Origin of the sequence: Ferruginivarius sediminum (assembly GCF_003344765.1) — a bacterium.
GTDB lineage: Bacteria > Pseudomonadota > Alphaproteobacteria > Kiloniellales > Rhodovibrionaceae > Ferruginivarius > Ferruginivarius sediminum.
In genome coordinates this window covers 220,882-233,441 of record NZ_QPMH01000005.1, presented here as the reverse complement: position 1 = coordinate 233,441, position 12,560 = coordinate 220,882, and the positions used below count along the sequence as shown (strand labels likewise).

10 protein-coding genes are annotated in these 12,560 nt (G+C 64.8%); 4 read left to right on the top strand and 6 right to left on the bottom strand.

The genetic code is table 11. The features are described from left to right. Positions 1-3 precede the first annotated feature (3 nt). The 3 genes from DRB17_RS07955 to DRB17_RS07945 form a co-directional block, all read right to left on the bottom strand. A complete protein-coding gene (locus DRB17_RS07955; RefSeq protein WP_114581662.1) occupies positions 4-951 on the bottom strand; it encodes an ABC transporter permease in 948 nt (315 codons plus the stop codon). Between the two features lie 3 nt (positions 952-954). Then, the gene (locus tag DRB17_RS07950) at positions 955-1,941 is read right to left on the bottom strand and encodes an ABC transporter permease (protein ID WP_114581661.1); all 987 of its coding nucleotides are present in this window, start codon (positions 1,939-1,941) and stop codon (positions 955-957) included. A 134-nt stretch (positions 1,942-2,075) separates the two neighbouring features. Then, a complete protein-coding gene (locus DRB17_RS07945; protein ID WP_114581660.1) occupies positions 2,076-3,665 on the bottom strand; it encodes an ABC transporter substrate-binding protein in 1,590 nt (529 codons plus the stop codon). A gap of 413 nt (positions 3,666-4,078) precedes the next feature. Between DRB17_RS07945 and DRB17_RS07940 the strand changes: the two genes are divergently transcribed. The 3 genes from DRB17_RS07940 (at position 4,079) to DRB17_RS07935 (ending at position 7,562) form a co-directional block, all read left to right on the top strand. After that, positions 4,079-4,960 carry a tetratricopeptide repeat protein gene (locus DRB17_RS07940; protein WP_161958740.1) on the top strand — a complete coding sequence of 294 codons (882 nt, stop codon included), beginning with the start codon at positions 4,079-4,081 and terminating at the stop codon, positions 4,958-4,960. A gap of 123 nt (positions 4,961-5,083) precedes the next feature. Continuing rightward, positions 5,084-5,956: a hypothetical protein gene (locus tag DRB17_RS19905; protein WP_147274843.1), complete on the top strand. Its 873-nt coding sequence runs from the start codon at positions 5,084-5,086 to the stop codon at positions 5,954-5,956. A 121-nt stretch (positions 5,957-6,077) separates the two neighbouring features. Further along, complete coding sequence (locus tag DRB17_RS07935; RefSeq protein ID WP_114581658.1) at positions 6,078-7,562, top strand: thioredoxin-like domain-containing protein; 1,485 nt, start codon at positions 6,078-6,080, stop codon at positions 7,560-7,562. 7 nt (positions 7,563-7,569) lie between these two features. On the opposite strand, the gene DRB17_RS07930 is transcribed toward DRB17_RS07935, so the two are convergent. The 3 genes from DRB17_RS07930 to DRB17_RS07920 form a co-directional block, all read right to left on the bottom strand. Beyond that, a complete protein-coding gene (locus DRB17_RS07930) occupies positions 7,570-8,406 on the bottom strand; it encodes an ABC transporter permease (protein WP_206607814.1) in 837 nt (278 codons plus the stop codon). Positions 8,407-8,420: 14 nt separating this feature from the next. Then, positions 8,421-9,677, bottom strand: coding sequence for an ABC transporter permease (locus tag DRB17_RS07925; protein ID WP_114581698.1), 1,257 nt, complete (start codon positions 9,675-9,677; stop codon positions 8,421-8,423). Between the two features lie 90 nt (positions 9,678-9,767). Further along, positions 9,768-10,817 (bottom strand): ABC transporter substrate-binding protein, encoded by a 1,050-nt coding sequence (locus tag DRB17_RS07920; protein ID WP_114581657.1) that lies wholly within the window; start codon positions 10,815-10,817, stop codon positions 9,768-9,770. 228 nt (positions 10,818-11,045) lie between these two features. On the opposite strand from DRB17_RS07920, the gene DRB17_RS07915 reads away from it, so the two are divergent. Further along, on the top strand, positions 11,046-12,434 hold the full coding sequence (locus DRB17_RS07915; RefSeq protein WP_114581656.1) for an aspartate aminotransferase family protein: 1,389 nt from the start codon (positions 11,046-11,048) through the stop codon (positions 12,432-12,434). Positions 12,435-12,560: the final 126 nt, after the last annotated feature.

Genomic DNA, 12,560 nt, shown 5'->3' with positions numbered 1-12,560 from the left:
GGCTCACCGCAGCTTCGGGTTCAACGCGTCGCGCAGCCAGTCGCCCAGCAGGTTCACCGCGAGGACCAGCACCGCCAGCGCGACGCCCGGGAAGATCGTGATCCACCACTCGCCGGAGAACAGGAAGTCGTTGCCGATCCGTATCATGGTGCCCAGCGACGGACTGGTCGGCGGCACGCCCACGCCCAGGAAGCTGAGCGTCGCCTCGGTGATGATCGCCAGCGCCAGCGTGATCGTCGCGATCACCAGAACAGGGCCCAGCACGTTCGGCAACACATGCCGGAACACGACAAGCGCGGGGCGAACACCGATCACGCGGGCGGCCTGCACGTACTCCTTATTCTTCTCCACCATGCACGAGCCGCGCACGGTACGCGCGTACTGCACCCAGAACGACAGGCCGATGGACAGGATGATCACGAAATAGGCGATGTCGCCCTGCGCCTCGTTTCCGAGCACGCCGCGGGCAACGCCGTCTATGAGAAGCGCAATCAGGATGGCCGGGAACGAGAGCTGTACCTCGGCGACGCGCATGATGAAGGCGTCCACCGCCCCGCCCGCGTAGCCCGCGATCAGACCCAGCGTCACGCCCAGCACGGCGGCGAAGATCACCGACGCGAAGCCGACCGCCAGCGAGATCCGCGAGCCGTAGATGATGGTGGAAAGGATGCCGCGCCCCTGGTCGTCGCTGCCCAGCAGGAAGCGAGGGTCGCCACCCTCCTCCCAGACCGGCGGCATGAAGGAGTCCATCAGGCTGACCGAGCTGAGGTCATAGGGGTCGTGCGGCGCGATCCAAGGCGCGAATAGCGCGAAAACGAAGTACACCAGCGTCACCGCCGCCGCCACCATTGTCACCTTCGACTGGCGGAAAGAGTAGGCGATGTCGGAATCCCAGGCTCGCCGCAGCATGTCCGCGCCACGGCGCCCGGGAAGGCTCGATACCACGCTCATGACCTAGTGCCCCGCCGCCGTTGCGCGGTCGATGCGCAAGCGGGGATCGACCACGTAGTAGAGGATATCGACGATCAGGTTGATCACGACGAAGATGAACGCGATCAGGATCAGGTAGGCGGCCATGATCGGGATATCGACGGTCTGGATCGCCTGCAGGAACATCAGCCCCATGCCCGGCCACTGGAACACCGTCTCGGTGATGATGGCGAACGCGATGATGGAGCCGAGCTGCAGGCCGGTGATGGTGATGACCGGCACGAGCGTGTTCTTCAGCGCATGCCCGAAGTGGACCGCCCGGTTCGGCAGCCCCCGGGCGCGGGCGAACTTGACGTAGTCGGTGCGCAGGACCTCAAGCATCTCCGCACGCACGAGGCGCATGATCAACGTCATCTGGAACAGCCCCAGCGTGATCGAGGGCATGATCGCCGCCTGCCAGCCGCTCACGGTCAACAACCCGGTGGACCAGAAGCCAAGGTCCACCACCTCGCCGCGTCCGAAGGACGGCAGCCACCCGAGCCACACCGAGAAAATAAAGATCATCAGGATGCCGATCAGGAATGTCGGCAGCGATATGCCGACCAGCGAGACCGTCAGGAACACCTTCGACAGCCAGGAATCCCTGTGCAGCCCCGTATAGACCCCCATCGGCACGCCGACGATCAGCGCAAAGATGGCCGACAGGAAGGCAAGCTCCAGCGTCGCCGGCGCGCGCTCGGCAAGGAGGTTCGAAACCTCTTTCTTGTGCTGATAGCTGATGCCGAAGTCGAGCTGCGCGGCGTTCACGACGAAACGGCCGAACTGCACGCTCACGGGGTCGTTCAGTCCCAGGCGCTCGCGCAAGTTCTCGCGCACTTCCTCTGTCGTGTCGACGCCGACCATCTGGTTCACCGGATCGCCGATGAACCGGAACATGGAGAAAGCCAGCAGCGCCACGACCAGCATGACGACCAGCGACTGCAGCAGCCTGCGGACGATGAAGGCAATCATGGCAAGGCCTTGAACTCGTTATTGGCCTGGATGCCGCATGTATCGGCAACGGGACGCGGCCCCCGCCCCTCCGCCGCGGGTACGGGCGGGAGAGGCGGAGGCACGCCACTCGGGCTTTCGCCCCTGTCGCCGGATCAGTTCACGTTGACGCGGTAGAGCATGAACTGATTGTCGGGCCGCTGGACGAGGTCGATGTTGTCCCGCTTGCCCCACGCCAGGTACTGCTGGTGCAGCGGAATGTAGCCGCGATCCTCGTGCAGCGTCCGAAAGGCCTCCTCGATCTTGTCGTTCCGGGCCTCCTGATCGGTCTCGACCAGGACCTCGTTGGCCAGTTCGTCGACCTTCGGATTGCAGTAGCCGCCATAGTTGAACTTGGCCTGGATCGGCGTCTTTTCGCGGTCCAGGCACATGATCAGGTTGGCCAGCACGTTGTAGCTGTCGAGGCTGGAAGGCGTCCAACCCAGCAGGTAGAAGCTGACGTCGTAGGCCAGCGCCTTGGCGAAATACTGCGCCTTCGGCTGCGCGTTCAGGTCCACCTGTACACCCACCTTCGCCAGCATCGCCACGACCGCCTGACAGATCGCCTCGTCATTCACGTAGCGATTGTTCGGGCAATCCATCTGAAGCTGGAAGCCGTCAGGATAACCGGCCTCGGCCAGCAGTTCCTTCGCCTTGTCCGGGTCGTAGGCAAGCCGCTCGAATTCGTCGGCGCGCTCGAACAGGAACGGCGAGATCATCAGGGCGCTGGGATCCGACTGGCCGCGCATGATCTTCTGCTTGATCGCGTTGATGTCGATCGCGCGGTAGAACGCCTCGCGCACGCGCTGGTCCTTGAACGGGTTCTCGCCCTCGACGTTGGAGTACAGAAGCTCGTCGCGCATCTGGTCCATGCCAAGGAAGATCGTCCGCAGTTCCGGCCCGGTCATGGTCGAGGTGCCGGCGTTGCTGTCGACGCGGCGCAGGTCCTGCACCGGCACCGGATACATCATGTCGATCTCGCCCGACAGCAGCGCCGCGACGCGGGTGGCGTCGGAGGAGATCGGCGTAAAGACCACCTCCGTCAGATTGTGCTTCGGCTCGTCCCACCAATCCTCGTTCGGGACCAGCACGGTCTTCACGTCGGTCTCGCGGCTCTGGACCTTGAAGGGGCCGGTACCGTTCGCGTTGAACGCAGCGTAGTTCTCCTCGCCCTTGGCGACGTCGGAGGGTTGGGTGGCGCTGTTCTTCTCCGCCCACTCCTTATCCATGATGAAGACGTCGGCCCACTCGTAGTGGAGGATCGGGTTCGGATTCTCGGTGATGAAGTCGACGGTGTAGTCGTCCACCTTCACCACCTCGGTGCCGGGCGCGAGCTTCGAGCCCATGTCCGAGCCTTCCTTGAGGATGCGCTGGAAGCTGAAGATCACGTCGTCGGCGTTGAACTCGTTGCCGTTATGGAACGTAACGCCCTCGCGCAGGTGAAAGCGCCAGCGCGTCGGCTCCATCATCTCCCAAGAGGTCGCCAGCGCGGGCTGGATCTTCAGGTCCTCGTCGCGCCGGATCAGCCCCTCGTAGATGTTGGAGTGGAAGCCGATAGTAAATGTCTCGTTCAGGATGTGCGGGTCCAGCGACTGGGCATCGCCCTGGAACGCCCATCGAAATGTCTCGGCCTTGGCCCCCGTCCCGGCGCCGACCGATAGGACCGCCGCCGCGGCGGCGGTCAGGATTGCCTGACGCAGACGCATGTCCGTCTCCCTGCCTTATCGTTTTATCGATCCGTGAAGCCCTGAACGGACAACGCTGCCCCACGCCCGTCGGCGCGGCCACGCCGCCCGCCATTGCCGCCGCCCTCCCTTTTGAACCGATTGTTTGGGCTCGGCACCGGCAACAATGAAAGCCTATCCCGATAGCGACACTGAAAACAAGGCGGCGGACCAGGAATGGCTGAGGCGGTTACGCGGAAACCGACCGCAGCCGCAGTCGTTCGCGAGTCGAAAATGCGATGTCGCACACAGCGCCTGCATTTTTATAGGAATTTGGTCTTTACATAGGCGCCGTTTTCGCTTAATGTTCCCATATGATTACGAGAATATCCATTATCTTTTTCGCGCTGTCCCTGGCGCCCCCCGCGCTTGGCGCGGACTCGGCGGGGAATGGCGTGGCGAATGCCAAGGTGAAGTGCGTCATGCTCGGCGACACTCTCGCAAGAGACGCGCACCGCTATCGGGAGCCGGACCTCGAACATGCCATAGGCCGCCTCAAGCGGGCGCGGAAAGCATGCGAAGCCGCACTCCAGGCGTCACCAAAGGATGCGCGCGTTATGCAGTACCTAGGCATGCTCCGCCTAGCGGACAGGGACGACAGCGGGGCCACTCTGCTGCAAAAGGCCGCCAACACGGGTGACGGCGAGGCGATGCGCGGCTATGCCGCCGCCATCCTGGCGGGGAATGTTCCCGGCAAGGACATCGCCGAAGGCGTCAGGTTTATGGAGAGCGCGGCCCAGGCCGGTAACATGCAAGCCCAGGCGGAACTGGGCCTGGTCCTCGCACGGGGCAGCTACGGCGTGCCGCGCGACACCGAGCGAGCCCTGCGCCTGCTTCGCCGATATGGGCGGCGAGGCAACCCGCAGGCGCACTTCGCATTGGCCCTGATTTTCCTGACAACGAACCCCGTCGCCGCCGATGATCCCGATGGTCTGGCCGACCGAGACCTCGCCCGGCATTACCTGGACAAGGCGTCGCGGGCAGGATTGCCGGAAGCGCAGGCGATGTTCGGGCAACTCCTGTTGAAGAACGCGCGGACCAAAGCAGAGCGGGAACGAGCCCGCGACCTGATCATGGCTGCGGCAAATGCCGGCAGCCAGCGGGCCGCATACTTCCTCGGCACCCTCTACAGCATGGGCTACACGGTCCCCGAGGATCAAGCCAAGGCCCGGCACTGGTATTGCCGCGGCGGCCCGGATGGCGTCGCGCTCGCTGCCGTCGAATTCGGCGAGGATTCTTGTCTTGATAGCGGCCCGGACTCCTACTTGAACCCTTGATAGACACAACGAGACAAACTGCGAGGCAGTTCACTGGTGGAACGAAGCTTATCGAGAACGGAGATCATTGAGATCATTGGCCGGCGCCTTGGGATTGAGCGGGCTCAAGGCGGGCGGGGACGAATGCTGCGACTGGAAAAGAATACTGGCAGTACAGCGCTGAACCTAATCCAGGCAATTGGTGAGGCGCTTCCGGCCAGAGCCTCCGCAGACGCCGCAGCGCGATCGGCCGAAGAAATCGCGCAGGCCCTTAGACACGATATTCTGGCGCGGCGTTTTATCAACCAAGCCGAACGCGCATTGAGAAGCCGAGGGCTTCCACCTCTAACCGAAGACGAGATACAGCAGCTGGCTGAAATCGGTGAAAGCGCTTTCCAAGGTGGACTTGCGGGAAAGTCGGTCAAGCAGGCCGTCTCGGATGCGCTGAATAATAATGGATTTTCGACTCTGCTGGGCGATCAGAGCAGCGACGACTTAGAATCCATTCGACAGCCCATGTTCGATGCCAGCGAACCCGGCGACCCACACCCAAGTGCCGCCGATAACCTGAGTGTCGGGAGCGAGCAAAAGGACAACCAGCCGCGTCGTAGCGACCGATTTGCCGATCCGCTGTTCCTGCCGCGACAAAGGCCGCGGAAGGACGCCCCTAATCGAATTCTTCGGCCGCCGGATGACGGGCTTCGAGAACCATTGGCATTGCCTCGCAGCCCAAACCCGACGCCAAAGCACTCGCCGTCAATATCGCAACCACCGGACGATGGGTTCCGGGAACCGGTCATTCTCCCTGAAAGACCAAGCCGATTTCCCCGACGTGCGCCGGCCATCCCGCAGCCGCCGGATGATGGATTTCGGGACCCTCTGGGCCCTATCGATCCGCCTGAACCGCTGAACCTGCTCGTTGCATCGGCGCCTAAGGCTAGCCGCAGGTTGGCTGGCACAGCCTCTGACGGCGCATCCAGCTTCTTTGGATCGTTGAACACGGGGTTCGGGCGATGAGGTGCCTTGAGTGTCGGGCGTTTCTGCCGCAAGCCCGGAGATAGCCGCCTGGACGTTCGACGGTGCCGACCTCATATGGCGAATGGTAATTCACGGCGAGACCCAAGGACTAAGCCATTTCATGAGCGAATCGGAAACACCGCTGGAAACGCCGCGCGTGCGTGCACCGGAGATCGGCCGCGATGGTCTGGAGTGGTTCAACGTCGAAAAGCCGCTGTCGCTGAAGGATCTGCGCGGCAAGCTGGTGATCCTCGATTTCTGGACGTTCTGCTGCATCAACTGCATGCACGTCCTGCCGGCTTTGAAGAAGGTCGAGGCGGCGTATCCCGACGAGGTGGCGGTGATCGGCGTCCACTCGCCCAAGTTCGCCGCCGAGCAGCGGCCGGAGAACCTGAAGGCGGCGATTGCCCGCTATGGCGTCGAGCATCCGGTGGTGAACGACATCAGTTTCCAGCTTTGGCGGGAATATGCCGTACGCGCCTGGCCGACGCTGGTGTTCATCGGACCCGAGGGCCACGTGCTGGGCCAGATGGCCGGGGAACCCGACAGCGAGCGGCTGCTGACCGCCGTGTCCGAGCTGGTCGAGCGCTGGGACACGCAGGGCGTGCTGCACCCGTGCCCCATGGATATCTCGCCCGAGCGTGACTTCGGCGGAGAGTTCGCCTTTCCAGGCAAGATCAAGCCGGTACCGGGCGACGACAGATTCTGGGCCCTGGCCGACGCCGGGCACCATCAGATCGTGCTGCTGGATGACGACGGCGAAGAGGTCGTCCGATTCGGCAGCGGCCAGCCCGGCTTTGCCGACGGGCCGGCCGAGACGGCGCAGTTCAATGCACCGCAAGGCCTGATCGCCGACGAGGAAACGATCTACGTCGCCGACACAGGCAACCATGCGGTGCGCCGCATCGACCTCTCCAGCGGCACCGTCGCGACACTGGCCGGCACCGGCGAGCGCGGCATGGTGGTGCACGAGGAGGAGCCGGCGCTCGCCGCCGCCCTCGCCTCGCCCTGGGATCTGGAACTGGACGGCGGCGTGCTTTATATCGCCAACGCCGGCACGCATCAGATCCTCGAACTCGACATCGATGCCCGCGAGCTCCGCCCGCTGGCGGGCAACGGCGGCGAGGAGATCATCGACGGCCCGGGCCACGATGCCCAACTTGCCCAGCCAAGCGGCCTGGCGCTCGACCGGGATTCCAACGCGCTCTACTTTGCCGACAGCGAAACCTCGTCCGTGCGGGCCGTGACCCTTTCCGACCGCGCCGTGCACACTCTCGTCGGGGAAGGCCTGTTCGAGTTCGGCGCGGAGAACGGCCCCTTCGAGTTGGCCCGCATGCAGCACCCGCTGGGCATCGCGGTCACAACGGGCGAGGTGCTGGTCGCCGACAGCTACAACCACAAGGCCCGCGTCCTCGACCTCGCCGCCCGCCGGGTCCGCGATCTGGACGACGGCTTCGAGTGCATGGACGACCTTTGCCTGCCGCCCGCCGAGCCGGCCGGCATCTGGGCCGACGGGCCGGACCGCGTGCTGCTGGTGGACACCAACAACCACCGGGTGCTCGAATATCTGCTGACCGAACGCACTTACCGCACCTGGGCGGGTTGAGGCAGGGCTATCCGTGGAGCCCCCGCAGCCGGTCGCTGCGCCGCTTCAGCAGGCCGATCGTCACCATCAGCGCCAGCGCCACCAGCACCAGCAACGTCGCCACTGCCAGGATGGCCGGTGAAATGTTCTCGCGGATGCCGTCGAACATCTGACGCGGCAGCGTGCGTTGCGCGGGGCCGGCCAGAAAGACGGTAACCACCACCTCGTCGAAAGAGATGGCGAAAGCGAAGATCGCGCCCGAGGCCACGCCCGGTGCGATCAGTGGCAACGTGATGCGGCGGAACACGCGAAGCGGCCCGGCGCCCAGGGACTGACCGGCGCGGATCAGGTTGGTATCGAAGCCCTCCAGCGTCGCCGTCACCGTGATGACGACGAAGGGAACCGCCAGCGCCGTATGTCCCAGGATCAGCCCCGGATACGAGGCGTTCAGGCCGATGCGGGCGAAGAAGAAGTAGACCCCCACCGCGGTGATCACCAACGGCACGATCATCGGACTGATCAGGAAGGCATTGACGGCCGAACGCCCCGGCAGGTTCCCCTTCGCCAGCCCGAGCGCCGCCAGCGTGCCCAGCGTCGTGGCGAGCACCGTGGCGCCGCTGCCCACGATCAGGCTGTTCTTCAACGCGAACATCCACGGCCGGGGCTCGAACACCTCGGCGTACCACTGCAGCGAGAAGCCCGGCAGCGGATAGGTGAGAAAGCTGCCCGAGGAGAACGAGATCGGCACGATGGCCAGGATCGGCGCCAGCAGGAAAATGCAGACCAGCGCCACGAACAGCCGCATCGCGTACCACCACAGACGGTAGACCGGCGGCGTGTGCGGCGGCGGACCGGGGATCCGCATGGTACCCGGGTTTCTCATGCCAATCGCGGCCGCCCCAGGCCCAGCATACGACTGAACACGGCGTAGAGCAGCAGGATCGCCGCCAGCAGGATCACACCGAGCGCCGATGCCATGCCCCAATTCAGCGTCTGGTTCGTGTAATAGGCGATGAAGTAGCTGACCATCTGATCGCGCGGGCTGCCGAGCAGCGCCGGGGTGATATAGAATCCGACGGATAGGATGAAGACCAGCAGGCACCCCGCCCCGACGCCGGACACGGTCTGCGGCAGATAGACCCGCCGGAACGCGGTGAAGGGCGTCGCCCCCAGCGAGGCCGCGGCCTGAACGTGGCTCGCCGGCACGCCACGCATCACGGCATAGATCGGCATCACCATGAACGGCAGCAGGATGTGGACCATCCCGACGTAAACGCCGAAGCGGTTGTAGATAAGCTGCACGGGATCGTCTATCGCCCCGATCCATTGCAGGGCTTGGTTCACCAGCCCCTCCTGCTGCAACAGGACGACCCAGGCCGAAGTGCGCACCAACAGCGACGTCCAGAACGGCAGCAGCACGAAGATCAGAAGCACGCCCCGCGTCGCCTTCCCACCGTTCACCATGAGATAGGCCAGCGGATAGCCCATCAGCAGCGACGCCGCCGTGATCACGAACGCCATCCACAACGTCCGCCCGAAGAGACCGCGGTAGATGGCCTGCTCCTTGGGCGCGGCCACGACGCCGCCATCGGACGTCATGCGCAGATCGAGCGCGGCCAGCAGATAGTGCAGCGTGTACGGCTGCGCCGTATCCTTGATCGCCTGCCAGTAGCGCGGCTCGGACCATGCCGGATCGATATCCAGGAACGTCCGCTTCCAGGATTCGGGCGCCTCACCGCGCGGCAGCTTGCGCGACGTGGCCATGATCATCGAGCGGAAGCCGGTGATCTCATAGTTCAGGCGCCGCGCCGGTTCGGCTAGGCGGCGGGCATAGAACGCCTCGTTCAGGTCCTGGCCCAGCGCGGCGAATGCAGGCTCGCCCGGCGTGCCATCGCCCTCCCAACCCTGGATCGCCTCCGTCGTGCGGGGCAGATGAGTGACGACCTCCGGGTTGTCGACGGCACGATGCAGCATCAGCACGATCGGCAGCGCGAATACGACCGCCAGGAACAGGAACAGCGGCCCGATCAGCCCGATCGCCCGCAGCCGCCGGCGCCGCTCGACGCGTTTCAGCGCCCGCTTCAGCGCGCGGCTTTCCTCGGCCAATCCGCCGGGTTGCACAACAGCCACAGTCATCGCGCGGCCCATGACATACACTCGCAAACGCAATGCGGGGAGCGGCGGCAAGTGCCGCTCCCCGTAAAGCTGCAGGTCACGGCACGCACCTTATTGCGCGATCCATGAGTTGAAGCGCTCGTCCAGGCTTTCCTCGCGGTCGATCCAGAACTCGGTATCGTTGCGCAGCGCGTTCTCAAGATTCTGCGGCGCCGTCGGCAGATCCGGCCGGACATCCTCCGGCACCTCCTCGATTGCGGCGACGTGCGTCGGGCCGTAGGGGATCGCCTTGGGCAGTCCCGCCTGGTTCTCCGGCTGGCTGGCATAGCGGATGAACTCGACCGCCTCGTCCATCTTCGGCGAGCCGCGCACGATGACCCAGGAATCGATAGCATAGACTTGGCCGTCCCAGGCGATCTTGAACGGCTGGCCCTCCTTCTGCGCGGCCGTGATCCGGCCGTTATAGGCCGAGGACATCACCACGTCGCCGGACGCCAGCCATTCCGGTGGCTGCGCGCCAGCCTCCCACCACTGCATGTGCGGCTTCAACTCGTCCAGCTTGTTGAACGCGCGGTCAACGCCTTCATCGGTGGCCAGGACCTCGTAAACCCGGTCAGCCGGCACGCCGTCGGCCATCAGCGCGATCTCCAGGTTGAACTTGGCCCCCTTGCGCAGGCCGCGTTTGCCCGGGAACTTCTCGACGTCCCAGAAATCCGCCCAGCCGGCCGGCGTGCCGTCGACGTTCTCGGTGTTGTACGCCAACGCCACGGCCCAGACGATGGTGCCCACGCCGCAGTCGGTGGCGGCGCCGTCGATGAAATTGCCGCGATCGCCCATCTTGTCCCAAGGGATGAACTCGAACAGGCCTTGCTGGCAGCCGCGTATCAGTTCCGGCGCCTCAACCTGCACGACATCCCAAGTGACGGTGCCGGTCTGGACCATCGAGCGGATCTTGGCAAGGCCGCCGTTATAGCTGTCCTCCAGCAGGCTGGTCCCTGTGGCCTCCTTGAAAGGTTCGAAGTAGACCTCTCGCTGGGCATCCTGGTAACTGCCGCCCCACGATACCACCGTGAGATCACGCGCCGTCGCTTGGCCGGCGAAGCCGAGCGCGGAGACAGCCAAGGCAGCCACCGCCGCGCGCCATCCGATCTGGTCGAACATCTCCCGTGTACCCCTGTCTTGTTTTCCGCCCGCGGGTCTTTCCACGAACAGCTTGACTCTATCGACGCGTTTTGCGCCGGACAACACAGCCGCGACGCGCATAAGCACGCGTGTAGCGCCACCCTGCACCGGCCTTGGCGAACACCCTTGGCCCCGAGCGCCTCGCGGCGTAGGCTCTGCACCGCAATAGTCTAAATGGACGAAAAGACGAGACCACGGAGAGATCGCATGGGCCAGCGGCCGAATTCACCGGCGGCACGGGATGTCGCCTATCACCTGCACCCCTATACCAACGCCCGCAAGCACGAGGCCGAGGGACCGCTGATCATCGAATCGGGGGACGGCGTCACCGTCACCGACGACAGCGGCAAGCGCTATATCGAGGGGCTGGCGGGGCTGTGGTGCACGTCGCTGGGCTTCGGCAACGAACGGCTCATCCGCGCTGCCGAGCAACAGATGCGCCGGCTGGCCTATTACCACTCCTTCGCGCACAAGGTACCGCCGCCGGTGATCGAGCTGTCGGAGAAGCTGATCGCCATGGCGCCCGGTAACATGGGCAAGGTGTTCTACGCCAACTCGGGCTCGGAGGCGAACGACACCGCGATCAAGCTGGTCTGGTACTACAACAACGCGCTGGGCCGGCCGGGGAAAAAGAAGATCATTTCCCGCCAGCGCGCATATCACGGCGTCACCATCGCCTCCGCGTCGCTGACCGGCCTGCCCTACAACCACGCCGACTTCGACCTGCCGATCGAGGGCATCCGCCATACCTCCTGCCCGCACTACTGGCGCGGCGCCCAGGACGGCGAGAGCGAGGAGGATTTCGCCACGCGCATGGCCGCCGACCTCGAACAACTGATCCTCGACGAAGGGCCGGAGACGGTTGCCGCATTCATCGGCGAGCCGGTGATGGGGGCCGGCGGGGTGATCACGCCGCCGCGGACCTACTGGCGGAAGGTGCAGGAGGTTCTGAAAAAGTATGACGTTCTGCTGATCGCGGACGAGGTGATCTGCGGATTCGGCCGGACCGGCGACATGTTCGGCTGCGAGACCTACGGCATCGAGCCCGACATGGTGACCGTCGCCAAGGCGCTCTCCAGTGCCTACCTGCCGATCTCGGCGGTGATGATGCGCGATGAGGTCTATCAGGCGATTGCCGACAACACGAAGAAGATCGGCACCCTGGGCCACGGCTTCACCTATTCCGGGCATCCGGTCAGCGCGGCGGTGGCGCTGGAAACGCTGAAGATCTACGACGAGATGGACATTGCCGCACGCGCCAGCGAACTGGCGCCGCGCCTGCAGAATGGGCTGCGTCGCTACGCGGACCATCCCCTCGTCGGCGAGGTGCGCGGCATCGGCATGATCGCCGCGGTCGAGCCCGTGGCGAACAAGGCGACGAGGGCGCCCTTCGACCCAGCCGGGAAGGTCGGCGCGCAACTGGACCAGCGCTGCCGGGCGCACGGCGTGATCCTGCGGAACCTGGGCGATACGCTGGCGGTGTGCCCGCCGCTCGTGATCGAGGAAGAGCAGGTGGATACCATCGTCGAGGTCATCGGCAAGGCGCTGGACGAGACCTGGGAATGGGTGCGGCAGGAAGGCCTCGCGGCGGCCTGAACGGCGGTGCCGGGAGAGGTGCGGGCGACCGGGGACGTGCACGCCTCGCGCGACGATTGGGCGCACCCTCATGCACATCCAGATGCCCGCATGCTACCTATTCGGTTGTAGCGCAGGTATGATGCG

Bases quoted from the DNA above. Each gene is read 5' to 3' on its own strand.
- DRB17_RS07915 (WP_114581656.1), top strand. From the start codon at position 11,046: ATGGGCCAGCGGCCGAATTCACCGGCGGCACGGGATGTCGCCTATCAC.
- DRB17_RS07955 (WP_114581662.1), bottom strand. From the start codon at position 951: ATGAGCGTGGTATCGAGCCTTCCCGGGCGCCGTGGCGCGGACATGCTG.
- DRB17_RS07945 (WP_114581660.1), bottom strand. From the start codon at position 3,665: ATGCGTCTGCGTCAGGCAATCCTGACCGCCGCCGCGGCGGCGGTCCTA.
- DRB17_RS07920 (WP_114581657.1), bottom strand. From the start codon at position 10,817: ATGTTCGACCAGATCGGATGGCGCGCGGCGGTGGCTGCCTTGGCTGTC.
- DRB17_RS07935 (WP_114581658.1), top strand. From the start codon at position 6,078: ATGAGCGAATCGGAAACACCGCTGGAAACGCCGCGCGTGCGTGCACCG.
- DRB17_RS19905 (WP_147274843.1), top strand. From the start codon at position 5,084: ATGCTGCGACTGGAAAAGAATACTGGCAGTACAGCGCTGAACCTAATC.
- DRB17_RS07930 (WP_206607814.1), bottom strand. From the start codon at position 8,406: ATGCGGATCCCCGGTCCGCCGCCGCACACGCCGCCGGTCTACCGTCTG.
- DRB17_RS07925 (WP_114581698.1), bottom strand. From the start codon at position 9,677: ATGACTGTGGCTGTTGTGCAACCCGGCGGATTGGCCGAGGAAAGCCGC.
- DRB17_RS07950 (WP_114581661.1), bottom strand. From the start codon at position 1,941: ATGATTGCCTTCATCGTCCGCAGGCTGCTGCAGTCGCTGGTCGTCATG.